At 71.1% G+C, this 22,830-nt stretch carries 26 protein-coding genes; 18 read left to right on the top strand and 8 right to left on the bottom strand.

Annotated features, from left to right (window positions below; translation table 11 throughout):
* The first annotated feature begins 28 nt into the window (after window positions 1-28).
* Window positions 29-1,312 (top strand): adenylosuccinate synthase, encoded by a 1,284-nt coding sequence (locus tag ACFWWU_RS01260; RefSeq protein ID WP_384137611.1) that lies wholly within the window; start codon window positions 29-31, stop codon window positions 1,310-1,312.
* Between the two features lie 66 nt (window positions 1,313-1,378).
* On the opposite strand, the gene ACFWWU_RS01255 is transcribed toward ACFWWU_RS01260, so the two are convergent.
* Window positions 1,379-2,209: an oxidoreductase gene (locus ACFWWU_RS01255; RefSeq protein WP_384137609.1), complete on the bottom strand. Its 831-nt coding sequence runs from the start codon at window positions 2,207-2,209 to the stop codon at window positions 1,379-1,381.
* A gap of 88 nt (window positions 2,210-2,297) precedes the next feature.
* Here ACFWWU_RS01255 and ACFWWU_RS01250 point away from each other — a divergent pair, with 88 nt between their 5' ends.
* The 4 genes from ACFWWU_RS01250 to ACFWWU_RS01235 all read left to right on the top strand — a co-directional run bounded on the left by ACFWWU_RS01250 (window position 2,298) and on the right by ACFWWU_RS01235 (window position 5,777).
* Window positions 2,298-3,212 carry a LysR family transcriptional regulator gene (locus tag ACFWWU_RS01250; protein WP_384137607.1) on the top strand — a complete coding sequence of 305 codons (915 nt, stop codon included), beginning with the start codon at window positions 2,298-2,300 and terminating at the stop codon, window positions 3,210-3,212.
* Window positions 3,213-3,413: 201 nt separating this feature from the next.
* A complete protein-coding gene (locus ACFWWU_RS01245; RefSeq protein ID WP_384137605.1) occupies window positions 3,414-3,908 on the top strand; it encodes a DUF6232 family protein in 495 nt (164 codons plus the stop codon).
* Window positions 3,905-4,288 carry a hypothetical protein gene (locus ACFWWU_RS01240; RefSeq protein ID WP_384137604.1) on the top strand — a complete coding sequence of 128 codons (384 nt, stop codon included), beginning with the start codon at window positions 3,905-3,907 and terminating at the stop codon, window positions 4,286-4,288. The genes ACFWWU_RS01245 and ACFWWU_RS01240 overlap by 4 nt, the downstream gene beginning before the upstream one ends.
* A 376-nt stretch (window positions 4,289-4,664) precedes the next feature.
* Entirely contained in the window at window positions 4,665-5,777 is a 1,113-nt protein-coding gene (locus ACFWWU_RS01235; RefSeq protein ID WP_384137602.1) for a hypothetical protein, read from the top strand.
* A 2-nt stretch (window positions 5,778-5,779) separates the two neighbouring features.
* Here ACFWWU_RS01235 and ACFWWU_RS01230 read toward each other — a convergent pair whose 3' ends face one another.
* Both ACFWWU_RS01230 and ACFWWU_RS01225 read right to left on the bottom strand, forming a co-directional pair.
* Window positions 5,780-7,717: a serine/threonine-protein kinase gene (locus ACFWWU_RS01230; RefSeq protein ID WP_384137600.1), complete on the bottom strand. Its 1,938-nt coding sequence runs from the start codon at window positions 7,715-7,717 to the stop codon at window positions 5,780-5,782.
* Between the two features lie 67 nt (window positions 7,718-7,784).
* Window positions 7,785-9,326, bottom strand: coding sequence for a substrate-binding domain-containing protein (locus tag ACFWWU_RS01225; RefSeq protein WP_384137598.1), 1,542 nt, complete (start codon window positions 9,324-9,326; stop codon window positions 7,785-7,787).
* Between the two features lie 197 nt (window positions 9,327-9,523).
* Here ACFWWU_RS01225 and ACFWWU_RS01220 point away from each other — a divergent pair, with 197 nt between their 5' ends.
* The 4 genes from ACFWWU_RS01220 to ACFWWU_RS01205 all read left to right on the top strand — a co-directional run bounded on the left by ACFWWU_RS01220 (window position 9,524) and on the right by ACFWWU_RS01205 (window position 12,863).
* Window positions 9,524-10,465 carry an NADP-dependent oxidoreductase gene (locus ACFWWU_RS01220; protein WP_384137596.1) on the top strand — a complete coding sequence of 314 codons (942 nt, stop codon included), beginning with the start codon at window positions 9,524-9,526 and terminating at the stop codon, window positions 10,463-10,465.
* Between the two features lie 110 nt (window positions 10,466-10,575).
* The gene (locus tag ACFWWU_RS01215) at window positions 10,576-10,794 is read left to right on the top strand and encodes a hypothetical protein (RefSeq protein ID WP_384137594.1); all 219 of its coding nucleotides are present in this window, start codon (window positions 10,576-10,578) and stop codon (window positions 10,792-10,794) included.
* Window positions 10,795-10,950: 156 nt separating this feature from the next.
* Window positions 10,951-11,796 carry an FG-GAP repeat domain-containing protein gene (locus ACFWWU_RS01210; RefSeq protein WP_384137593.1) on the top strand — a complete coding sequence of 282 codons (846 nt, stop codon included), beginning with the start codon at window positions 10,951-10,953 and terminating at the stop codon, window positions 11,794-11,796.
* 179 nt (window positions 11,797-11,975) lie between these two features.
* Window positions 11,976-12,863: a glycoside hydrolase family 19 protein gene (locus ACFWWU_RS01205; protein WP_384137591.1), complete on the top strand. Its 888-nt coding sequence runs from the start codon at window positions 11,976-11,978 to the stop codon at window positions 12,861-12,863.
* Here the strand turns inward: ACFWWU_RS01205 and ACFWWU_RS01200 are convergent, their stop codons facing one another.
* Window positions 12,864-13,103 carry a DUF397 domain-containing protein gene (locus tag ACFWWU_RS01200; protein WP_384137589.1) on the bottom strand — a complete coding sequence of 80 codons (240 nt, stop codon included), beginning with the start codon at window positions 13,101-13,103 and terminating at the stop codon, window positions 12,864-12,866.
* Entirely contained in the window at window positions 13,100-13,936 is an 837-nt protein-coding gene (locus ACFWWU_RS01195) for a Scr1 family TA system antitoxin-like transcriptional regulator (protein WP_384137587.1), read from the bottom strand. Before ACFWWU_RS01195 ends, ACFWWU_RS01200 begins: the two co-directional genes overlap by 4 nt.
* 183 nt (window positions 13,937-14,119) lie before the next feature.
* Between ACFWWU_RS01195 and ACFWWU_RS01190 the strand changes: the two genes are divergently transcribed.
* From ACFWWU_RS01190 to ACFWWU_RS01180, 3 genes are all read left to right on the top strand, one after another.
* Window positions 14,120-14,539, top strand: a complete 420-nt coding sequence (locus ACFWWU_RS01190) for a hypothetical protein (protein ID WP_384137585.1) — start codon at window positions 14,120-14,122, stop codon at window positions 14,537-14,539.
* 162 nt (window positions 14,540-14,701) lie between these two features.
* Window positions 14,702-14,968 (top strand): hypothetical protein, encoded by a 267-nt coding sequence (locus ACFWWU_RS01185; protein WP_384137584.1) that lies wholly within the window; start codon window positions 14,702-14,704, stop codon window positions 14,966-14,968.
* Entirely contained in the window at window positions 14,965-15,363 is a 399-nt protein-coding gene (locus ACFWWU_RS01180) for a type II toxin-antitoxin system VapC family toxin (RefSeq protein ID WP_384137582.1), read from the top strand. The genes ACFWWU_RS01185 and ACFWWU_RS01180 overlap by 4 nt, the downstream gene beginning before the upstream one ends.
* A gap of 293 nt (window positions 15,364-15,656) precedes the next feature.
* Here ACFWWU_RS01180 and ACFWWU_RS01175 read toward each other — a convergent pair whose 3' ends face one another.
* Both ACFWWU_RS01175 and ACFWWU_RS01170 read right to left on the bottom strand, forming a co-directional pair.
* Window positions 15,657-16,130 (bottom strand): MarR family winged helix-turn-helix transcriptional regulator, encoded by a 474-nt coding sequence (locus ACFWWU_RS01175; RefSeq protein WP_384137580.1) that lies wholly within the window; start codon window positions 16,128-16,130, stop codon window positions 15,657-15,659.
* A complete protein-coding gene (locus ACFWWU_RS01170; protein WP_384137578.1) occupies window positions 16,127-16,732 on the bottom strand; it encodes a DJ-1/PfpI family protein in 606 nt (201 codons plus the stop codon). Before ACFWWU_RS01170 ends, ACFWWU_RS01175 begins: the two co-directional genes overlap by 4 nt.
* A 166-nt stretch (window positions 16,733-16,898) precedes the next feature.
* Between ACFWWU_RS01170 and ACFWWU_RS01165 the strand changes: the two genes are divergently transcribed.
* From ACFWWU_RS01165 to ACFWWU_RS01155, 3 genes are all read left to right on the top strand, one after another.
* Window positions 16,899-18,263 (top strand): aspartate aminotransferase family protein, encoded by a 1,365-nt coding sequence (locus ACFWWU_RS01165; protein WP_384137576.1) that lies wholly within the window; start codon window positions 16,899-16,901, stop codon window positions 18,261-18,263.
* 142 nt (window positions 18,264-18,405) lie between these two features.
* Window positions 18,406-19,113: a GntR family transcriptional regulator gene (locus ACFWWU_RS01160; protein WP_384137574.1), complete on the top strand. Its 708-nt coding sequence runs from the start codon at window positions 18,406-18,408 to the stop codon at window positions 19,111-19,113.
* Between the two features lie 219 nt (window positions 19,114-19,332).
* Entirely contained in the window at window positions 19,333-19,983 is a 651-nt protein-coding gene (locus tag ACFWWU_RS01155) for a hypothetical protein (protein ID WP_384137572.1), read from the top strand.
* 51 nt (window positions 19,984-20,034) lie between these two features.
* On the opposite strand, the gene ACFWWU_RS01150 is transcribed toward ACFWWU_RS01155, so the two are convergent.
* Window positions 20,035-20,778 (bottom strand): SLATT domain-containing protein, encoded by a 744-nt coding sequence (locus tag ACFWWU_RS01150; protein WP_384138386.1) that lies wholly within the window; start codon window positions 20,776-20,778, stop codon window positions 20,035-20,037.
* Between the two features lie 270 nt (window positions 20,779-21,048).
* On the opposite strand from ACFWWU_RS01150, the gene ACFWWU_RS01145 reads away from it, so the two are divergent.
* The 3 genes from ACFWWU_RS01145 (at window position 21,049) to ACFWWU_RS01135 (ending at window position 22,795) form a co-directional block, all read left to right on the top strand.
* Window positions 21,049-21,384 (top strand): YbaB/EbfC family nucleoid-associated protein, encoded by a 336-nt coding sequence (locus ACFWWU_RS01145; protein ID WP_384137570.1) that lies wholly within the window; start codon window positions 21,049-21,051, stop codon window positions 21,382-21,384.
* 104 nt (window positions 21,385-21,488) lie between these two features.
* Window positions 21,489-22,088 carry a recombination mediator RecR gene (recR, locus tag ACFWWU_RS01140; RefSeq protein WP_384137568.1) on the top strand — a complete coding sequence of 200 codons (600 nt, stop codon included), beginning with the start codon at window positions 21,489-21,491 and terminating at the stop codon, window positions 22,086-22,088.
* A 44-nt stretch (window positions 22,089-22,132) separates the two neighbouring features.
* The gene (locus ACFWWU_RS01135) at window positions 22,133-22,795 is read left to right on the top strand and encodes a DUF5063 domain-containing protein (RefSeq protein WP_384137566.1); all 663 of its coding nucleotides are present in this window, start codon (window positions 22,133-22,135) and stop codon (window positions 22,793-22,795) included.
* Window positions 22,796-22,830: the final 35 nt, after the last annotated feature.

Here is a 22,830-nt window from a genome sequence, read left to right as displayed (position 1 = left end):
ATGCCCCACCCGGAAGGGGTGTACGCCTGTGCCCGCACTTGTGCTGCTCGGTGCTCAGTGGGGTGACGAGGGCAAGGGAAAGGCCACCGATCTCCTCGGTGGATCCGTTGACTATGTAGTGCGTTACCAGGGCGGCAACAACGCCGGCCACACCGTCGTCGTCGGCGACCAGAAGTACGCGCTGCATCTTCTCCCTTCCGGAATCCTCTCGCCGGGGTGTACCCCGGTGATCGGAAACGGTGTCGTCGTCGACCCGGCGGTCCTGCTCTCCGAGCTGAGCGGACTGAACGAGCGCGGCGTCGACACGTCGAAGCTCCTGATCAGCGGTAACGCTCACCTGATCACTCCGTACAACGTCACCCTCGACAAGGTGACGGAACGGTTCCTCGGCAAGCGCAAGATCGGTACCACCGGTCGCGGCATCGGTCCGACCTACGCCGACAAGATCAACCGCGTCGGCATCCGGGTCCAGGACCTGTACGACGAGTCGATCCTGGTCCAGAAGGTCGAGGCGGCGCTGGAGGGCAAGAACCAGCTCCTCGCCAAGCTGTACAACCGTCGCGCGATCGACGCCGCCCAGATCGTCGAGGAGATGCTCCAGTACGCGGAGCAGATCAAGCCGTTCGTCGCGGACACCACGCTGATCCTCAACAAGGCGCTCGACGACGACAAGGTCGTGCTCTTCGAGGGCGGCCAGGGCACCCTGCTCGACGTCGACCACGGCACGTACCCCTTCGTCACCTCCTCGAACCCGACCGCGGGCGGCGCCTGCACCGGTGCCGGCGTGGGCCCGACGAAGATCAGCCGGGTCATCGGCATCCTCAAGGCGTACACGACCCGTGTCGGCGCCGGTCCGTTCCCGACGGAGCTCTTCGACGCGGACGGCGAGGCGCTGCGCCGCATCGGTGGCGAGCGCGGTGTCACCACCGGCCGTGACCGTCGCTGCGGCTGGTTCGACGCGGTCATCGCCCGGTACGCGACCCGCGTCAACGGCCTGACCGACTTCTTCCTCACCAAGCTCGACGTGCTGACGGGCTGGGAGCAGATCCCGGTCTGCGTCGCGTACGAGATCGACGGCAAGCGCGTCGAGGAGCTGCCCTACTCGCAGACCGACTTCCACCACGCGAAGCCGATCTACGAAATGCTCCCGGGCTGGTCCGAGGACATCACCAAGGCCAAGACCTTCGCCGATCTGCCGAAGAACGCGCAGGCGTACGTGAAGGCCCTGGAGGAGATGTCGGGCGCCCCGATCTCCGCGATCGGCGTCGGCCCCGGCCGCACCGAGACCATCGAGATCAACTCCTTCCTGTAGGAGTACGCACGAGGAAGGGCCCGCACTCCGGCGACGAACCGGTGTGCGGGCCCTTCCTCGTGTCGGTCAGGCGTCCAGCTTCGTGTCCCGGCCGACCTTCTCCCAGGCCGTGAGGTCGCCCCGCACCTGCTCCAGGTGGCCCAGGATCGCGTCGATGGAGTCGTCGCCGAGGGCGAGCCGCAACGGGGTCTCGTCGGCGTCCAGGGCCTTGAGCACCGCCGCCGCGGCCTTCGCCGGGTCGCCCGCCTGCGTACCGCCCCCGGTCTCCACGAACGCCCGCGTCGCGCCCACCGTGTCCGCGTAGTCGGCGATGCCGTCACCGCTCAGGCTGTGGTTGCCGAACAGGCTCGTACGGAAGGCGCCCGGCTCCACGATCAGCACCCGGATGCCGAGCGGGCCGACCTCGGCGGCGAGCGCCTCCGACAGGCCCTCCAGGGCGAACTTGGTCGCGCTGTACGCGCCGAAGCCCGCCATGGACGCCTGCCCGCCGACGCTGCTGAGCTGCACGATCGCGCCCGAGCGGCGGGCCCGCATGTGCGGCAGGACGGCCCGCGTGAGGGCGGCCGGACCGAAGACGTGCAGGTCGAAGAGGGAGCGCAGCTCGGCGTCGGCGGTCTCCTCGACCGAACCGACGTGCGTGCGGCCCGCGTTGTTGACGAGGACGTCGATGCGCCCGTGCCGCTCGGCGGCGTCCGCGACGACCCGGTCGACCGCCGCCGTGTCGGTGACGTCCAGGGCGACCGCGTCCACCTGGTCGGGGTGGGCGGCGACCAGCTCGTCCAGGGTCCCGGGGCGGCGGGCGGCGGCGACCACGACGTCGCCGGCGGCGATCGCCGCCTCGGCGAAGGCCCGCCCGAATCCGCTGTTGGCGCCCGTGATCAACCAGACCTTGCTCATGTCCGTACTCCCTCGCGGCTGTTCCGTACTGGCACGACAAGGCTGCGCCGCCCGGCCCCTGGCCGTCCAAGACCTGCCGTGATAACCCATGGGCATGACGACCAGTGACGTCCACGGCCGCGACCTGAGGTACTTCCTCGCGGTCGCCGAGGAGCTCCACTTCACCCGCGCCGCCGAGAAGCTGTACGTGTCCCAGCCCGCGCTCAGCAAGCAGATACGGGCCCTGGAGCGGCAGCTCGGCGCCCCCCTCTTCGACCGCGACCGGCGGGGCGTCTCCCTCACCCCCGTCGGTACGGCCCTGCTGCCGCACGCCCGTGCCGCGCTCGCCGCCTGGGAGGAGGGCCGGCAGGCGGTGCGGCGGGCGCGGGAGGCCGCGGACGGCACCCTCGTCGTCGGCATGAGCACCAGCCCCGGGCGGGGCGGCCTGCTGCCCGCGATCCGCTCCCGCTTCACCGAGGCCCATCCCGGGGCCCGGCTGAAGCTGCGCCAGGTGGCCTGGGACGACCCGACGGCCGGGCTTGCCGACAGCGGCACCGACGTCGCCTTCGTCTGGCTGCCGCTGGCGGGCGCGGACCGGTTCCGCTGGGTCGTCGTGGCCGCCGAGCCCCGGCTCGTCGCGCTCCCCGCGGCCCACCCGCTGGCCGCGCGAGAGAGCCTGGACTTCGCCGACCTCCTCGACGAGCCCTTCCTCGCGCTGCCGGACAGCGGGCCCGAACTGCGCGACTACTGGCTGGCGTTGGATGCGCGAGGCGGGCGGCCGCCGGTGATCGGTGCCGAGATCGGCGGGGTGGACGAGACGTACGAGGCGCTCGCCGGCGGCCTCGGCGTCTGCCTGGTCGCCGCCGGGAACGTGCCGCTGCTCGCCCGCGAAGGTGTCGTGATCCGGCCTGTCCGCGGCGTCACCCCGAGCCGTCTCGTCCTCGCCTGGCGGGCCGACGACACCCGCCCCCTGGTGCACGGCTACGCCCGCGCGGCGGCCGAACTCTGCCCCCGTGAGTCCTGAACTGCCCTTGTCAGCTACAGGTGTTGGGCGCTTAATAGGGCTCCACTCACGTGCGGTTCCGTCTCAGGGGGAAGCATGGACACGCCCACACCTCCCGCCTCACCTCCGCCACCGCCCGGTCCTCCCGCCCCACCCACGCCGGCCACCCCGCCCACGCCACCCACCCCTCCCGTCCCTCCCAAAAGCGTCGGCACCGTCGACGTGAGCGTCAGCAAGCGCCTGTTATGGGTGGACAGGGCGTGCTATCCGCTGGAGAACATCGCCCGCGTCCACACCTTCGTCGTCGCGCCCGACCGTGGCGCGGCGCTGATGACGTTCCTGAAGAGACTCGCCCCGACGCTGCTGGTGCTGGCCTTCGTCGGCGCCTACGAGCAGGAAAACGGCGAGGACCTGGGCGTCATCCGGTTCCTCTGCCTCGCGTTCCTCGTCTACTCCCTCGTGGACCTGCTGATCATCCTCTTCGGGGCGCCGCACACGGTCCTCGCCATCGAGACCACGGGGACGGCGTTCGCCCTGCTCACCAACCGTGACCCGGGCGTGCTGACGGAACTCGTCCGCCGGATCGCGCGCGCGATCGAGAACCCGGACACGGAGTTCCACGTACAGGTCCAGAAGGTGACGGTCAACATGAAGAACTACACCGGGGACACCGTCAACATCTTCGGCGGCCACGGACACAAGGGGATCCTGAAGTGACGGGCGACGGAAACCGCGGCGGCGACAGCCACGGCGGCGGCGGTCGTGACACGGTCAACATCTTCGGCGGCGAAGGCCACACGGGCATCGTCCACAACCACCACGCCCCGTCCCAGCAGCCCACCCTGGAGGAGGCGCTGCGGACCGTCGTCACGCTCATGCGGGAGCTGCGCGCGGAGGTGGCGCCCGAGGACCGGCGGTCCTTCGACGAGGCGCTGCCCGTCCTCGCCGCCGACGCGACCGGCGCGGCCGTCGAGACGCCCGTACGGCGCCGGGCCCTGGTGACGGTCGCGGGCATCGCCGCGCTGCTCGGGACGCTCGGCGCGCCGCTCCTCGACTCGGCCCGCGCCGCCCTGGAACTACTCGGCGTAGGCGGCTAGGGCCCCTCCAGGGGTGGTGCTCACAGAGCGTGTTCGGGTGCCGTGGCCCCGAGTTGCCGACTCGGGGCCACGGGAGAAGAGTGGTTCCTGTGATTCCTGTGCACCGTTGAGTCGTGGAACTCCGGTCACCTTGGGCCGCCTTCGCGGGTCGGCCCCCGCGGACGAAGCAGCACACCGACAGCCACCTGGATGCACCATGACCACATCCGCCCAGCGACGAGTCGTCCGGGCTGCGAGCGCGTCCCTCCTGGCGGCCGGCTTGGCCTTGTCGTCAGGCATGGGCGCCATGGCGGTCCCGGCAGCCCCGGCGCAGGTTCAGGCCGTTGAAACCGGAAGGGCTCAGCCGACGCCGCCACCACCACCTGCGGAGGAGGAGGTGCCGCCGCCTGTCGAGGAGGAGGTGCCACCGCCCGCCGAGGAGGAAGTGCCACCGCCTGCCGAGGAGGAAGTGCCGCCGCCCGCCGAGGAGGAGGTGCCGCCGCCCGCCGAGGAGGAAGTGCCACCGCCCGCCGAGGAGGAAGTGCCTCCCGGCGAGGAGGAAGAACCGAACCCGGCGGAAGAGGAAGCGGACCCGGCCGCGCAGCCCGGAGAGCTGCCTGCTGAGGGCGACGAAGCGCCTCCTGCCCAGAACATCGCGATCCAGACCCTGACCGCCGGCGAGCTCAAGCAGGCGCAGGCCGACCTCGCGGCTTCCAACCTCTCCGCCGCGGAGAAGGCGAAGGTCAAGAAGCAGCTGGACGACCTCCAAGCCATCGTCAACGGGAACGGGACGCAGCAGGAGAAGGACGACGCCAAGGCCCTCGCCAAGGGGCTGGCCGAAGCGCTGAGGCTCAGCAAGGACGCGGACACCCCGAAGGAGGACCGGGAGAGGTACGCCAAGCTCGTCCTCGGCGTGACCACAGCGCTGGAGAAGTTCAACGGGAAGGGTTCCGTCGCCGAGCGGCTCGTCTACTTCAAGGTCCTCCAGGACCTGAACACCGTCCTCACGAAACTCACGGACCCGAACCTGACCGTGCAGGAAAAGGTGCTCTACTCCAAGTACGCGGACGTGCTCCTCGGCGGTGTGCTGGCTGCCCAGCAGCCCGGCACCGCGCCGACGGAGCCGGAGGACAAGAAGAAGGTCCAGGAGAAGCTGCAGCAGAACGCCGCGGCGCTCAAGGTCTACCAGAGCGCGGACTCCTCCGAGTCGGAGCGGTCCGCCGCCAAGGCGACGCTCGACGAGCAGGCCCGGGCGGTGACCGACGCCAAGTACCTGGACCTCGTGGAGGAGCTCAAGCGTCTGAAGGCACCGCAGGCCTGCCTCGACGCCGTGCAGACCCGGACGCAGCAGGCCGGCTGGCCGGACGGGTCCCTCTGGGGTCTGACCGACAAGTCCTGCGAGGACACCGTGAAGGCGGGCGCCGCGGACACCAGCAGCGACTGGGCCGAGCTCTTCGACTGCGTCGCGAACGAGCCGTTCAGCACCTGCGCGGCCCGTATCCCCGAATAGCCCTACAACCGCAGGAACTCACCCGGCTCCGCGTCGATCATCGGATAGACGAGGAGCCGGTCCTTGCCCTCCCACTTGTCCACGACCAGATAGCTGGAGCCGGCCTCGGGGCATTCGGCGTCCGTACTGCCCGCGTCCTTGGCCTGCGGGCCGACGACGAGGAGGTCGCCGACGCCCGCGAGGACGGCGGTGGAGGAGCAGCTGACGACGTCGGTGGTGATCTCGCCGGCGTCGTTCATGCGCGGGAAGACGTCGGTGAAGCGGACGAGCTGGGTGCCGATCGGGCCCTGGGTGACCGTGACTTCCGTGGTGAAGCGGTCGTCGTTGTCGCCGTAGATCTCCGGCATGGGCTTGCTGCGCCAGCGGCCGAGGAAGCGGGCGGGGACGACGGCGGTGCCGGTGGGTGCCTTGCGGAAGGTGGCCTTCGCGGCGCCCGAGGTCCACTCCAGGACGTCGGGGGAGCGCAGGGTGAGGGTCTGGTGGGCGGCGGGGGTGCAGCGCTGCGCGGGCACGCTGCTCGTGACGTCGGACTCGCCGTAGACGACCTTGTCCTCGTCGGCCGAGACGAGCCGGGAGCGGCCCATGCAGAGCCGCCCCTCGGCAACCTGGACGTAGACGGCGTTCTTGGCGCCGGCCGCGCCCTGGGTGATCTCGATGCGGGCGGTCTCCCGGGGGTGGTCGGCGGTCCCCTGGATGACGCCTTCCCAGGCGCCGAGGAAGCCGCCCGGGACGATCCCGGCGGGCCGGGCGGAGACGCCGTCGGTCTCGCCCCTGCCGCGGTTCTTCTGCTCGTCGCCGCCGGTGTTCGGGTCGGGCCAGAAGGTGTACGTGGCGGTGGCCGCGGCCGCCACGACGAGCGTCGCCAGGGCGGCGATCAGGGCCGTACGACGGCGGGGACGGGGTGTGGTGCGGACGGTGGGCGGCAGGGGCGTGGCGGGCGTCGGGTCACCGGCGGCGGCAGCCACCGAGGCTCCTCCGGCCACCGGACCGGCCACCGGAGCGACCACCGGACCGACCACCGGACCGACCACCGCACCGACCCCCGTCCCCGCCTCCGCCTCCAGGAGCCGGGCCGCGTGGCGGCCGAGCCGGGCGAGGACGTCCGCCGGGAGCCAGGGATCGGCGACCGGCAGGGTCTCGACGATCTCGGTCGCCGAGGGGCGTGCCTCCGGGTCCTTGGCGAGGCAGGCCCGGATGAGGCCGGAGAGCTCGGGCGCGAGGTCCGTCAGGTCGGGCTCGTCGTGGGCGATGCGGAACATCGTGGCGTGGACGCCGCTGTCGGCCGTCCCGAAGGGGGAGCGGCCGGTCGCCGCGTAGGCGAGGACGGAGCCGAGGCAGAAGACGTCCGACGCGGGCGTGACGCGGTCGCCGCGGACCTGCTCGGGCGACATGAAGCCGGGGGAGCCGACGACCGCGCCGGTGGTGGTCAGTCCGCCGCCGTCGGCGACCGTGTCGACGGCGCGGGCGATGCCGAAGTCGATGAGCCGGGGCCCGTCGACGGTCAGCAGCACGTTGGACGGCTTGAGGTCGCGGTGGACGAGCCCGGCGTCGTGGATGTGGACGAGGGCGCGGGCGAGCCCGGAGGCCAGCGTCCGTACGGTCGCGGGCGGCAGCGGACCGTACTCGTCGCCGACCACGGTCCGCAGCGAAGGGCCCGGTACGTACCCGATGGCCACCCACGGGGGGTCGGCGGACGTGTCGGAGCCGAGCACGGGCGCGGTGCCCGTCCCGCCGACCCGCTCCAGGGCGGCGACCTCGCGGGCGAACCGCCGCCGGAACTCCTCCTGGGCGGCCAGCTCGGCGTGCACCACCTTCACCGCGACCGTCCGGCCGCCGGCCGAGCGCGCGAGGAACACCCGGCCCATCCCCCCGACCCCGAGACGGCCGATCAGACGGAACGGACCGATGGTGACCGGGTCTTCCGCGTTCAATGGCTCCACGGCGACGAGCATGCCAGACCGCGCGTCAGCCGTCCCCACGGACGTCGGCCGTCCCCGCGATCCGACGTCAGCCGCCTCCGCAGATCCGCAGCCCCTTCGGGGTGGAGCAGGGCAGATGGCCGTGGGTGAGGACGACGTCCTGGCCGCTGCCCCGGATCAGGTAGTTGAGGAAGCTGGACGTCAGGGAGTCGGCAGGCGGCCGGCCCCAGGTGTAGGCGTACTCGATCTCCCGGTACGGGTAGCTGGACTCGCCGATCTCCTCGACGACGGGTCTGCGCCCGTCGATGGCCACCCGGTGCAGCCCCTTCAGGCCGCTGCCGCTGCGGAGTTCGGTGTAGCCGATGGCGCCGGGGAGCTTGGCGACGGTCGAGAGGACCTGTTCGGTGGAGTCGAGTTCGCAGCGGACCACCTTCGACGCGGGGTCGTCGATGCTCTCGCAGTTCAGGGAGGAGTTGGCGAGCTCGTTGCGGCCGAGGACCCGGCGCTGGAACACCTCCCTGGTACCGGAGCTTGCGTCCCTGCTGATCAGCCGGACCGGCTGGTCGAGGCTGGGGACGAGCTCCTTCCAGTTGGTGATCTCGCCCCGGTAGAGGCGGCGGATCTCGTCCAGGGTGAGGCTCTCCACCGGTATCCCGTCGTTGAGGACGAGGGTGAAGAGGGAGACCGCGACCATGCTCTCCCGCAGCTGCGGATAGCCGCCCGGCTTGCGCCCGTCGGAGAGGGCGACGACGGCGGGGGAGCCCTTGGCGGACTTCGCCCCGGACGCTTCCAGCTCCCGTATCCCGGCGGTCGAGCCGTGCGCGGTCACGTTCACCGTCGAGCCCGCGCAGTCCTTCTCGTACTTCTTCGCCAGCTCCCGTACGACCGGCGCGAAGGCCGTCGAGCCGGTGATGGTGAGGGTTCCCCTGGCGCAGCCGATCGGCGGCGGGGTCTGCTCGCGGACGATGATCGCGGCGAGCGCGACGACGCAGACGGTGAGGACGACGGTGACCGTGCGGGCGGCCCGGCTGAAGACGGGCGGCTTGTCGTCGGGGGTCGTGCTGTGGTTGACGTGGACGTGCCCCTCGGCGACGTTGCCGTCGACCGAGACCGGGTCGCCGATCGGGCCGCCGGTGAGCAGGACGAGCAGCTTGTAGTGGGCGCCGCGGTTGAGCGGGACCTTGGGCAGCTGGATGGTGGCGTCGCCCTCCGCCGGGCCCACCCAGCTGTCGGAGAAGTGGCTGAGCAGCCGGGGGTGGTCGGGAGCGGTCACGACGACCGCCTGCACCCGGCGGCGCTCGAACTCGACCGTGAGTCCGTGGTCGTCACCGTCCGTGTAGTGGTCGGCGCCGATCGACAGGGCCCCGTCGTTCTCGATCCGGAGCAGGACGAGGGTGGCGTCCCTGAGGGCCGGGGTCGCGTTGAAGAACCCGCGCCGCACGGCCGCGCCGGGGCCGGTCACCGCCCCGTTCGCGGCGGCGTTCCCGATGGTCGTGTCGAGCTGGACGCGGTAGCCGATCCGCCGCTGGTGCGGCACCCGCCGCTCGTACCAGACGGCGCCGGTGGAGACGAGGACACCGAGGAGGGCGGTGACCAGGGCGATGAGGTTCTCAGCGGTGAGCCAGTCCACCCGCGCGACGGTACGCACGTGTGTGCGGTTCCGTGCGAGGCGTAGTCCCCCGTCACCCGGAGTTCTCCCTTCCTTCAGCGGGTCCTTCGGACGGCTCCTTCGGCCGGGGGCTCGCGGGCGGGTCAACAGGGGTTGCTGGGGGGTGTCGGGCGTGGGTGTAATGGCCACGAGGGGGCCTTCCGTCTGAGGAGTACCCCATGCGTGTCGTCGAAGTGACCGCCTACGGCGGACCCGAGGTCCTCAGAATGGCCCGCCGGCCCGAGCCGGAGGCCGGGGACGTCCCGGGAAGGGTGCGCGTGCGGCTCAAGGCCGCCGGTGTGAACCAGGCGGACCTGCGGATCCGGGCAGGCAGGTACGCGGACGCGGTCGGCGCGCTCAAGCCCCCGTTCGTCCTGGGGACGGACTTCGCGGGGAAGCTGCTCGATCCCGTGCCCGGCATGGCCCCCGGGACCCGTGTGGCCGGTTTCGTGCCCTGGTACGAGGAGCTGACCGGCGAGGGCACGTACGCGGAGGTCGTACGGGTCGCCCCGGAGTGGCTGGCCCCGATCCCGGACGACGTGGACTTCACCGTGGCCGCGTCCGTCCCGCTGGCCTCGGCCACGGCCCAGCAGGGCCTGGACCGGCTCGGGCTCCAGCCGGGCGCGGCGCTGCTCGTGACGGGTGCGAGCGCGGTGGTGGGCCGGCTGGCGGTGCAGTACGCCTCGGCGGCCGGCCTGCGGGTGGTGGCGGTGGCCTACGAGGGCGACGAGAGCGAACTGAGGGTCCTCGGCGCGGACCACGTCGTCACGCGCGGTGCGGCGGAGGACGTGGTCGCCCGGGTCATCGAGGGCGACCCGTACCGGGTGGACGCGGTCTTCGACGGGGCGCTCGTCGGCGAGGGCCTGCTCCCGGTCCTGAAGGACGGCGGCGTCTTCCTCGCGCTCGCCCCCGACCGTGTCCCGACCCCGGAGCGGAACATCCGCGTCGAGACCGTCCGGGCCAGGCCGGACGCCGCCCGCCTGAAGGAGACGCTGGAGAAGGTGGCGGCCCGCGAGGTGATCACCCGGGTGGCCGACGTCCTCCCCCTGGAGGAGGCCGCCGAGGCCCACCGCCGCGCGGAGTCGGGCCACCGCCCGGGCCGCATCGTCCTGATGATCTGACCGGTTCCGGCCGGTTCCCATCGGTCAACCTCGTCCGCCCCGGGTGCCCCCGCCCGGGGTGGATGTCGGATGCACCGGTACCTGGCGCGCGGGGAATCGTTAGCCGGGACATGAACTCTTCCCAGCGTGTCCTCACCGCCCTCGCCCTCGCCGCCTCCGCCATCGGTCTCGGGGCGGGCGCCGCCGCCGCGGTCGACCCCCTGGCGGGCGCGACCGGCCTGCTCGGTCCGGTCACCGGCGCCAGCCAGTCCGACTCCCCCCTGGGCGCCGTCACGGACGCCGCGAACCCCGCCGCGCTCGGCAACGTCACCTCGGCCCTGCCCCTCTAGGGCGCCCGCTTCTCTCTCCCCCCGACGGCTCCGGGGCGGCAAGCCGCCGCCCCGGGGCTGTTTTATGTGGCGCAAAGCTATCGAACAGCTGTGGCAGGATTCGAAAATCAGCGGCGTGTGAAGTGCGCCGCCGAAGAGTCCCAGGGGGGATTTTCGATGAACATCATTCGTCGTCGTGCGCTCAAGGGCGCGCTCGTCGCCACCGCCGTCGCGGTCGCCACGGCGACCGTGGCCGGTACGGCCTCCGCGGCGGAGCTGCCGGTGCAGCCCACGTTCGAGATGTACGGCGTCCACAAGACGACCCAGGAACTCCACGTGTGGTACCCCGTGGGGAACGGCGGCTTCGAGAAGGTCGGTCCTCTGGCCGAGGGCGGCGACATCGCCGACATCGTCGTCGCCGACAACGACAACGACGGACACGGCGAGAGCGAGTGGACCGTCTACAAGAACGGGCGCCTGGACTTCTGGGGCCCCAACTCGGGCCCCGAGGACACGAGCGTCGTCGGCAAGGGCTGGAACATCTACAAGACGGTCCTCTCGCCCGGCAACATCGGCGGTGCCAAGGAGGCCGACCTCATCGGCGTCGACGCCAACGGCGTGCTGTGGAGCTACCTCACGTACCCGAACGGCACCACCACCACCCGCGTGCGGGTCGGCGGCGGCTGGAACGCGTACAACCAGATCGCCGGCCAGGGCGACCTGACCGGTGACGGCAAGCCCGACGTCGTCGCCAAGGAGAAGTCCACCGGCTACCTGTACCTCTACAAGGGCACGGGCAACTGGAAGGCCCCCTTCAGCGGCCGTACGAAGATCGGCCAGGGCTGGAACGCGTACGACCGCCTGGTGTCGACCGGTGACATCAACCTCGACGGCAAGGCGGACCTGCTCGCCCGCAAGCCCGGCGGTCAGCTGATGCGCTACTACGGCACGGGCATCGCCGCGACCCCGTTCAAGGCGCCCACCCAGATCGGCACCGGCTACCAGTCGTACAACCTGCTGTAGCAGTACGGGCGTTACGCGCCTCACGTCGGCCCCGGGCCTCGGATCTCCGAGCCCCGGGGCCGCTTTGTATGCAACCGGAACCCCAACTGTCACAAGTTCTGGTCTAGACCTTGACAGGTCCAGACCAATCGCGCTTCGCTGGGCCTTCCCCACCCGGACCCCACCCGGAAGGACAGCTCATGCTGCGAAGGCTGATCACTCTGATCGCCGCTCTCTGTACGGCCGTCGGACTCGCCGTACTCCTCCCCTCCGCGACCGCCGGCGCGGCCCCCGCCTGCGTCGGTGCCTGGAACTCGGGCAGCGTCTACACCGGCGGCATGACCGCCTCGTACAACGGCCACAACTGGTACGCGAAGTGGTGGACGCAGAACGAGCGTCCCGGCTCCTCCGACGTCTGGCGCGACGAGGGCACCTGCGGCACCGGCGGCGGCACGGACCCGGACCCCTCCGGATTCGTCGTCTCCGAGGCCCAGTTCAACCAGATGTTCCCGAACAGGAACCCCTTCTACACGTACGCGGGTCTCACCGCCGCCCTCAAGTCGTACCCCGGCTTCGCCAAGACCGGCAGCGACACGGTGAAGAAGCAGGAGGCCGCGGCCTTCCTCGCGAACGTCTCCCACGAGACGGCGGGCCTCTTCTACATCGTCGAGCAGAACACCGCGAACTACCCGCACTACTGCGACGCGGGCAAGCCCTACGGCTGCCCGGCCGGCCAGGCCGCGTACTACGGCCGCGGCCCGATCCAGCTCTCCTGGAACTTCAACTACAAGGCGGCCGGTGACGCCCTCGGCATCGACCTGCTCAACAACCCCTGGCGGGTCGAGCAGGATCCGGCCGTCGCCATGCAGACGGGCCTCTGGTACTGGAACACCCAGAACGGCCCCGGCACGATGACCGCCCACAACGCCATGGTCAACGGCGCCGGATTCGGCCAGACCATCTGGGCGATCAACGGCAGCCTGGAGTGCAACGGCGGCAACCCGGCCCAGGTGCAGAGCCGGGTCACCAAGTACCAGCAGTTCACCCAGATCCTGGGCGTCCCCACCGGCGCGAACCTGTACTGCTAGTCAGTCCTGCCAGGCGAGAAACTCGGTCCAGGCGGCGGGCTCCACGACGAACGTGGGCCCGTCGCTGACCTTCGAGTCCCGGAGGTGGACGGCGTGGGCGCAGGTGGCTACCTCTACGCAGTTGCCGCCGCCGCCGTCGCTGTAGGAGGACTTGTGCCAGTCGAAGGCGACCTCGACGCACTCGCCGCCACCGCCGTCGCTGTAGCTGGACTTGAACCAGTGCAGGGTGTTGTCGTTCATCTCCGTACTCCCGCCAACTCCTCGATGAGCCCCAGCGACGTGCGCGGATCCAGGGCCTGTGCCCGGATCTTCGCATACCGCTGCAGGTGCGTACTCAGCTTCGCCCGGTCGGTGATCAGCAGGCTCTCCCCCTGGATCTCCAGGTAGGTCACGCGGTCGTGGGCCGGGGTTTCGATGACGGTCAGGTTGCCTCGGTCGCCCGAGTACTCACCTCCCAACCCCGCGTCCAGCGGCAGCACCTGAAGGTTCACGTTCCTCCTCCGCGCGCACTCCGCCAGGTACACCAGCTGCTCCCGCATCACCTCCTTGCCCCCGATCGGCCGCCGCAGCACCGACTCATCGAGGACCAGCTCGATCTGGCACACCGGATTCCGGTCGAACAGCGCCTTCCGTGCCATCCGGCCGACGACCAGTTCCTCAGCCCGCTCCGGTGTGGGCTCCGGGTAGCTGCCCATGATCAGCGCCCGCGCGTACGCCTCCGTCTGGAACAGACCGTGCACGACGTGGTTCGCGTACAGCCACAGCGCCAGCGCCTTCTGCTCGATCGGCGCGTACCCACGGAACTGTTCCGGGAGTTTCTCCAGTCGTACGAGCTCCCGCATCTCCTCGAAGATGCCCGTCCCGCCGCCCAGGGAGCCTTCGAGATGTGCCAGCATCTCGTCGCTCACCGCGTGCAGGAGCCGTTCCATCGCGCTGATCGCCGCTCCGCTGTAGCCCATCTGCGCGCCCAACTGCTCCTGCGTCAGGCCCTTCTTCACCCGCATTCTCTTCGCCACCGCCGCCGCCATCCTCGCCGCGGGTCCCACCGTTTCCTTGTTCTCTTCTCGCGCCATCGCGATCCCCATCCGAACTCAACCGGTCTCAACCGGTCTCAACTGCTCCCCGCCGAATTCGACTGCCCACAAGGTGCGTTGGTGCAGGTCAAGGGGTTACCGACGCGCCCACCGCAGTCGTGGAAAACGCTAGCGTCGGCGCGGGAACATGTCCCTGTGAATGAAGAGAATCGGGAAGTAAACGTGGATTGGATTCCTGTTTCCGGATTCCAACTCCGCAAGGCCGGAGTGCAATTCGACGCGGTCCGCGTCGACGGCGACGAGGGGCGGCGGCTCGCGGACTGGATAGAGGTGCTCACCGGGGGCGACCCCGGGCCCGTCGTCATCGAGGCGAACGGCCGGCGCGGGGTGTACTTCCTCGTGCCGCCGGGGTCGACGGCGCACCGGTCGTGGCCGCGCGGAGTGACCCGGTTCAACGCCGGACCCGCCCAGGTGAGTTACGTCCCGGTGCCCGCGTTGGCGGGGCGGACCTGGCCACTGTCGTGGCGGTTCCCGCCGACCGCGCCGGGCCGGTTCGTGCACACGCTGCTCCTGCGGAGCGCCGTGACGGAGCTCTTCGCCGACCCGTACGCGTACGCGGACACGAGCGCTCCGGACGGGTGAGCGGCCTGTTCGGTCCTCGCGACCTGGATCGAGCGCGGGGTGATCGACAGGCCCCGGAAGCTCGCGCTCGGTGACGAGATGGCCGCCCGTTCACGGGCGAGACGGGCCCGTAGCGGTTCGGGCGATTGCGTGCATGCAGATGTGCATGCAACCATGGTGTGCATGGTTGCACTGCAGATTCGTGACGTGCCCGAGGACATGCGTGACCGGCTGGCGGCCATAGCGGGTGAGCGAGGCCAGTCGTTGCAGGCGTACCTCTTCGACGTGCTGAGCGACGAAGTGCGGCGCCGGGACAATCTGGCCGTCCTTGAGGGGTTCTCCGCCGGGCGGTACGGGGCGCGGCTCGACACCGCCGATGTGCTGGACGCCCTGCGGGGCGGGCGTACGGAGCGCGACATCGTCCTCGGTGTGCCGGAGGGCGACGAGTGATCGTCGTCGATGCTTCGGTTTTCGCGTTCTCGCTGCTCGACGAAGGCGCCATCGGCGGCCGCTGCAGGGCGGTCCTCGCCGCCGACAGCAGGTGGATCGCGCCGGAGCACTGGACGATCGAGGTGCTGTCGGTCATCCGGGGCAATCTGCTCGGCGGGAAGATCTCGAAGGAGCACGCGGAGGACGCCGTCGCCGCCCTCGCGAAGCTGGAGCCCGTCGTTCCGCTGTCGCGCGTCCTCCTGCCCCGCATGTGGGAGCTACGAGGGAACCTCACCGCCTACGACGCCGCCTATGTCGCCGCCGCGGAAGCGTACGGCTGTGCGCTGGTCACCGCGGACGGACGCCTGGCCCGCGCCTCCGGCATCCGCTGCCCGGTGGACGTGATCGGCCGCTGAACGGCCGCCCCGTGGTTCGGGTCGGCCGTCCGTCAGCGCGGTCGCGACGATCGCCAGCCCCGCCCTGTCCTGCCGCCGGAGCAGGGCTTCCGCGGTCACCCGGGTGACGAACGTGTCGTCCGGGTCGAGTACGAGCTCCACCCGCGGCCCGACGGCCTCCCGCGTCCCGGCGAAGGCTGCCAGACCGTGACCGGCGTCCGCCCGGTCGCGGTAGTCGTGGCTCCGCCCGAGCGCTCCGAGCGCCGCGACGGCCGCCTGCCGCAGGTCACTGTCCATGTGCTGCTCGCCCATCCCTAGTCGGCTGCCTCAGGAGCCGAGTACGTTGCGCTGACCGCGTCCAGCGCCGCTGACAGCCGTTCCAGCACCCGTACCGTCTCGTCGAAGGCCTCCTGGCCGCCCAGTTCCCGCGCGAGCAGGGCCGCCAGCTCCGCGTGGCCCGGCTCGATGCGGTCGATCGCCGCCCGGCCCGCCTCCGTGGGCGCGAGGAGCTTGGCGCGCCGGTGGGCGGGGTTCGTCTCGTACGCCGCCAGGCCCTCCCGTACGAGCAGGTCCGCGATCCGCTGGACGCTCTGCCGCGTGATGCCCATGACGCGGGCGATCCCGGCGACCGGCAGCGGTTCGGGGAGGACGGCGCCGAGGACCTGCCACCAGGCGGCGGTCAGGCCGGCCGGTTCGGCCAGCTTCTCCGAGACGGCGAGGAACTGGCCGTTCAGGCGGAAGACGCCCAGGGCCGTACGGGACAGGGCGTCCTGCTCCAGGCGGCTCACGAGTTCAGCTCGACGAAGGCCGCCGGGTCACTGTCGTGGAAGAGGCGGTACCAGGCGTCCCGCTTGCCCTCGTACGCGCCGAGCCGGGCGAAGATCTCGCGGGCGAACGCGACCGGCTCCGTCGGGCCCGCCGTGATCAGGTCCCCGTCGGTGACCGCGTCCGCGTCGACGTAGTGGTCACCGCCCTTGTAGCCGGTGGCGGCCAGGTAGAACGAGACGGCGCTCGTGTGCGGGCGGTCGTCGAGGAGGCCCTCCTTCGCCAGGCCCGCCGTGGCGCCGCAGATCGCGGCGACCGGCACACCGGCGTCGAGGAAGGCGCGGGCCTTGGCCGTGAAGGGGGCGAGCTCGTCGCCCTCGTCGTACTTCTCGGCGCCCGGAAGGATCAGCAGGGCGCTGTCCTCGGGGTCGAGGTCGGCGAGCGCGAGGTCGGGGACGACCCGGATCCCGGCGATCGTCGTGACGGGCTCTCCGGCGACCGGGCCGACGGTCCGGATCGTGTAGCCCGCGCGGGCGAGCCAGGCCGTGGCGTGGCCCGTCTCCCAGTCGGCGAGGGTGTCGTAGACGGCGAGATGAACGGTCTTGGTGTCAGTCTCGGTTCCCATGACAGAAGACTGTCATGATGACAGCTTGCTGTCAATGGGGATGTGGGTTCCTCCGAGGCTCCGGCCCGGCGCGAAACGTTACGGAGCAAGGTGTCGCGTCCGGCCCGGTCTCGGTGGACAAGATGGCCATGGCCCACCTCATCAGCGATTACTTACCCTCGACCGCATGACCCCTCATGTCGCCGCACCCGATCCCCAGGCCGGCGCGGCCGTCAAGGCCGCCGACCGCGCGCACGTCTTCCACTCCTGGTCCGCCCAGGGTCTGATCGACCCGCTCGCCGTCGCCGGCGCCGAGGGTTCGTACTTCTGGGACTACGACGGAAACCGCTACCTCGACTTCACCAGCGGTCTCGTCTACACGAACATCGGCTACCAGCACCCCAAGGTCGTCGCCGCGATCCAGGAGCAGGCCGGGAAGCTCTCCACCTTCGCGCCCGCCTTCGCCATCGACGTCCGCTCCGAGGCCGCACGCCTCATCGCCGAGCGCACCCCGGGCGACCTGGACAAGATCTTCTTCACCAACGGCGGTGCCGAGGCCGTCGAGAACGCCGTCCGCATGGCCCGGCTGCACACCGGCCGCACGAAGGTGCTCTCCGCCTACCGCTCGTACCACGGCGCCACCTCCACCGCGATCAACCTGACCGGTGACCCGCGCCGCTGGGCCTCCGACAACGGCTCGGCCGGTGTCGTGCGCTTCTGGGCGCCGTTCCTCTACCGCTCGCCCTTCTACGCCACCACCGAGGCGGAGGAGTGCGCGCGGGCCCTCCAGCACCTGGAGGACACGATCGCCTTCGAGGGTCCGGCGACGATCGCCGCGATCATCCTGGAGACCGTGCCCGGCACCGCCGGCATCATGACCCCGCCGCCCGGCTACCTCGCCGGCGTCCGCGAGATCTGCGACAAGTACGGCATCGTCTTCATCCTCGACGAGGTCATGGCCGGCTTCGGCCGCACGGGCAAGTGGTTCGCCGCCGACCACTACGACGTCGTGCCCGACCTGATGACCTTCGCCAAGGGAGTGAACTCCGGCTACGTGCCGCTCGGCGGCGTCGCCATCAGCGCCGAGATCGCCGCGACCTTCGACAAGCGGCCCTTCCCGGGCGGTCTGACCTACTCCGGTCACCCGCTGGCCTGCGCAGCCGCCGTCGCCACCATCCACGTGATGGAGGACGAGAAGGTCGTCGAGAACGCCGCCCACATCGGCGAGAACGTCCTCGGCCCCGGCCTGCGCGAGCTCGCCGAGCGCCACCCGTCGGTCGGCGAGGTGCGCGGCATGGGCGTCTTCTGGGCGCTGGAGCTGGTCAGGAACCGCGAGACGCGCGAGCCGCTCGTCCCGTACAACGCGGCCGGCGAGGCCGCCGCGCCGATGGCCGCCCTGGGCGCCGCGGCGAAGAAGAACGGCCTGTGGCCCTTCGTCAACATGAACCGCACGCACGCCGTCCCCGCCTGCAACGTCTCCGAGGCGGAGGTCAAGGAGGGCCTGGCGGCCCTGGACGCGGCGCTCTCGGTGGCCGACGAGTACACCGCGTAAGCGCCGTACGGCGAGTAACCGAGTATCCGAGTAACCGGATAACCGTGTAATCGAGTAACCGGATCGTCACGTCAAGGCGATACGGGGAGGTTCCCTCCGTTTGGACTAGGGTGTCCGAAGCCGGACGGAGGGGACCGACCACATGCCCGCGAGCGGAGCTGTCACCCGCAACACCTTGCGACAGCAGATCGCGGACGCGCTGCGTGACGAGGTGCTCGCGGGGCGTCTCCAGCCGGGCGAGGAATTCACGGTCAAGCAGATCGCCGAGCAGTACGGGGTGTCCGCGACGCCCGTACGGGAAGCCCTCGTCGACCTCTGCGCGCAAGGGCTCCTCGACTCCGACCAGCACCGCGGCTTCCGCGTCCACCAGTACTCGGTCGACGACTACCGGCGGATGGTCGAGGCCCGGATGCTCGTCGTCGACGGCATCTTCCGCCGCGACGCCGCCATGGTGCCGCCCCGCACGGCGGCCACCGAACCCGACCTCGGGATCGGCGTCGCACTCGTCTCCGTGCGGCGCAGGGGCGAGGCCGCGGCCCGCGCCGCCCGCGCCGGGGACCTGGACGTCCTCATCGGGTACGACATCCGCTACTGGCGCGAACTGGCCCGCCTCGTCGCCTCGAACGACTACATCGCCGACTTCCTGCACCGGCTCCGCGTCCAGGCCTGGGTGTTCTCCGTGCCCTACCTGCGCTCCGAGCGGGAGATGCACGGCTGGCTGTGGAGCGGACACGTCGACCTGGTGGACGCGGTCACGCGCGGCGACGCGGAAGCGGCCGTCGCGGTCGTACGGGACTACAACACGCACTCGCTGGACTGGGCGGGGTATCTGGAGGCTCGGGCCCGCTGAGGCCGGGGTGGGCTGGGGTGTGCCAGCGGCGGGGTGTCTGGAGGCTCGGGCCCGCTGAGGCCGGGGTGGGCTGGCGTGTACCAGCGGCGGGGCGCGTTGGGCCGGGGTCGGAGTTCGGGTTGAGGCGGGGCGTCCGGGGGCAGTTCCTGAGCGGGTGGGCGTCGTCGGCCGTGCCGACTACCCTGGCCGTCCCTGCACCTGACGGAGAGCGAGCCTCCCTTGGCCTGTGACCTGTGGCTGGTCCCCCTTGTCGACCTGCTGTGCCACAGCCCCGACAACCCCTTCGCCGAAGAGATAGCGGCCTACGACGCCGTGCTGAGCGCGTCCGGCCTGCCGACCGTGCCCGTCTACGCGTACATGCCGGGGCTCTCCGGCGACGTCGCCCCGATCGCGGGCTTCGACTACGAGGCCCTGCACTTCCTGCGCCGCGCGTACCTCCTCCGGGTGTGCGGGCTGCCGGTCGAGCCGGTCGGCGCGCTCGGCGGGGACTACGAACAGCTCCTGGAGATGTTCGAGTCGACCGCCCAGCAGTCGCACCTGGTCTGGCACTACGACCACGCGGGTTCGTACGTGCCCGTCGACTTCCCCGCGCCGCTCTCCAGCGACGAGCTCCTGGAGCGGGGCGGCCCGCTCGGCTCCTCGTACGGGCTGCTGCGCGAGCTCGAGTTCGTGGCGCCCTCGATCGGCATCGACCCGATGAACCCGCCGGCGACCCCGGTACCGCCGGAGCGGCCGACCTCCCTGGAGGAGCCGGCCGGACCGATTCCGTACGACGACAGTCCCTTCGCGCGGGAGCGTCACGTGTGGCTGGGACTGCACGCGGCGGCGACCAGGAGCCTCGCCCAGGGCTCGATGATCATCCTGAGCTAGGACCGGACAGGTCCTGGCCCCCGCGCCGCCCCGGGCGGCCCCTCCGGAGGCTCAGCGAGCCTCCGGGGGCCGCTGGCGCGGCATGTTCGGCCGGGTGCCGGGCGGCAGCGGGAAGCGGCCCGACGGGTGGGAGCTCTCCGCGCGCGCGGGCACCACGCCCACCGACTGGAGCATGAGCGGCGCCGGGCCCGAGCGGAACTCGACCATCCAGTCCGCGGTCTCCGCCCGTACGAGCTCGGTCACGTCCTCCGAGAAGCGGCGCAGCACGCCGAGACATCGCTCGGCCGCCTCGCTCGCCGTGCCCTCCGTGGGCCCCAGGACCTCCCGGACGCTCTCCGAGGCCCAGTCGAACTGCAGGGCCTGGAGACGGCGCTGCACGGCCTGTGCCGTCGCCACGTCCCGTATCCAGCCGGACGTCAGCCCGAAGTACCGGTCGCAGGCCAGGCAGGCCGCGCCGATCAGCAGCGACAGATAGCCCCAGCCGACCGCGCCCTCGGCCGCCCCGGTCAGGTCGAGCAGCGGCAGCGCGGCGCCCGCGATCACGCCGGCGGCGGTGCCCACCCGCAGGATCCGGGCGCAGCGGCGCTTCCAGACGCGGTCGGAGAGGTACCACTCCGCCGTGCGCAGGGCATTCGACTCGACCCAGCGGTACAGCTCGTCGAGCCGCTCGGCGGGCTCGCCCCAGTCGCCCAGGGGGAACGGCGTACCGGTGAGGTCGCGGTCCGGCCGCTCGGTGTCTTCCCCGTTCTCCCCGGCGTGACCCGGCTTCTCCCCGGACTGACCCGGCGGCTGCATGTCCGGCTGCTGGCTCACCGGGGGACTCCTCTGTTCAGCTCAGCGCGCGTGTCCTTCTGTGACGTGCGGTGCACGTGGTGCCTGCCCTTCCTACCGCCGAATGGTGGGCGGCGGGCCCGGAATCCCGGGATTTCCGCCCGCAAGAGGGTGTTGATCAGGTAGAGAAGCCCGAAGTTTCTCACTCGAAAGAGTGATGGAGGCAGGGCGGGCGGCGACCACGTAGGCTCGGGCGTACCCGACATACGGACGTACCGAACCTCAGGAGTGACCGTGATTCCCGGTGGTGGCCAGCCCGACATGCAGCAGCTTCTCCTCCAGGCCCAGAAGATGCAGCAGGACCTCGCCCGCGCCCAGGACGAACTGGCCAAGACCGAGGTCGAGGGCCAGGCGGGCGGCGGCCTGGTCAAGGCCACCATCACCGGCTCCGGCGAGCTGCGCGGCCTGGTGATCGACCCCAAGGCGGTCGACCCGGAGGACACGGAGACGCTGGCCGACCTGATCGTGGCCGCCGTGCACGCGGCCAACGAGAACGCGCAGCAGCTCCAGCAGGCGAAGCTGGGCCCGCTGGCACAGGGCCTGGGCGGCATGCCGGGCCTCGGCTTCTGACCCCCGCCCATCAGGGCCGGGCCCTTTGTGGCCTTCTGCGGGCTTCTAAGGCTCGCTTTCAGCCACTACCGTAAGAATCAAGCACCCCCGAGAAGGGCGTTCCGTTGTACGAAGGCGTGGTTCAGGACCTCATCGACGAACTGGGCAGGCTGCCCGGCGTCGGTCCCAAGAGCGCGCAGCGGATCGCCTTCCACATCCTCCAGGCCGAGCCCACCGACGTACGGCGGCTCGCGCACGCGCTCCTGGAGGTCAAGGAGAAGGTCAGGTTCTGCGCGGTCTGCGGCAACGTGGCACAGCAGGAGCAGTGCAACATCTGCCGGGATCCGCGGCGCGACCTGACCGTCATCTGCGTGGTCGAGGAGCCGAAGGACGTCGTGGCGATCGAGCGGACGCGCGAGTTCCGGGGTCGGTACCACGTCCTCGGCGGCGCGATCAGCCCGATCGAGGGCGTCGGCCCGGACGACCTGCGCATCCGGGAGCTCCTCGCGCGCCTCGCGGACGGCACGGTCACCGAGCTGATCCTCGCGACCGACCCGAACCTGGAGGGCGAGGCCACCGCGACGTACCTGGCGCGGATGCTCAAGCCCATGGGCCTGAGGGTGACCCGGCTCGCGAGCGGGCTCCCGGTCGGCGGCGACCTGGAGTACGCCGACGAGGTGACCCTCGGCCGCGCCTTCGAGGGGCGGCGACTGCTAGATGTATGACGAGGACCGAGCCCACGCTGGTGCGCCCCGAGGAAGGCTGCTCGATGTCTGACGCCACGCTTCACTCCGTCACGCAGGACCCCGACGACTTCGCGGTCCAGATCGCCGACTCGATCGAGAGCTTCATCGTCGCGACCACCGAGGTCGCCAAGGGCGACGAGCCCGACAGCGCGGTGCCGTTCATGCTCCTGGAGATCTCGCAGCTGCTGCTCGCGGGCGGGCGGCTCGGCGCGCACGAGGACATCGTCCCGGACGAGCGGTACGAGCCGGACACCGGTCCGGAGCCGGACGTCGACGACCTGCGCGAGCGGTTCGCCGTGATGCTGGACCCGGTCGACGTCTTCTCCGAGGTCTTCGACCCGTACGAGCCGCGCAAGGCCCCGGTCCCGGCGCGGATCTCCGACAACCTCGCCGACATCGTCACCGACCTCCGGCACGGCCTCGCGCACTACCGCGCGGGCCGCGTCAGCGAGGCGCTGTGGTGGTGGCAGTTCTCGTACTTCTCCAACTGGGGCCCCACCGCCTCGGCCACCCTCCGCGCCCTCCAGTCCCTCGTCGCCCACGTCCGCCTCGACCAGCCCCTGGCCGAGCTGGACGGCCTCGACACGGACGAGGACCTGGCGGAGGAGCAGCTCGCGGAGGAGGCGGGGCGCGTGATGCTGGAGGAGATCGCGGCGCCGCTGGGCCTGCGGTCGGTCAGGAAGTAGCGGACCTCTCGTGCCACTCCCTGCCATCATGGGCT

It is taken from the genome of Streptomyces sp. NPDC058650 (assembly GCF_042717315.1).
Classification (GTDB): Bacteria; Actinomycetota; Actinomycetes; order Streptomycetales; family Streptomycetaceae; genus Streptomyces.
The sequence above is the reverse complement of the archived record's forward strand: the minus strand, read 5'-3'. Positions and strand labels throughout refer to the sequence as shown.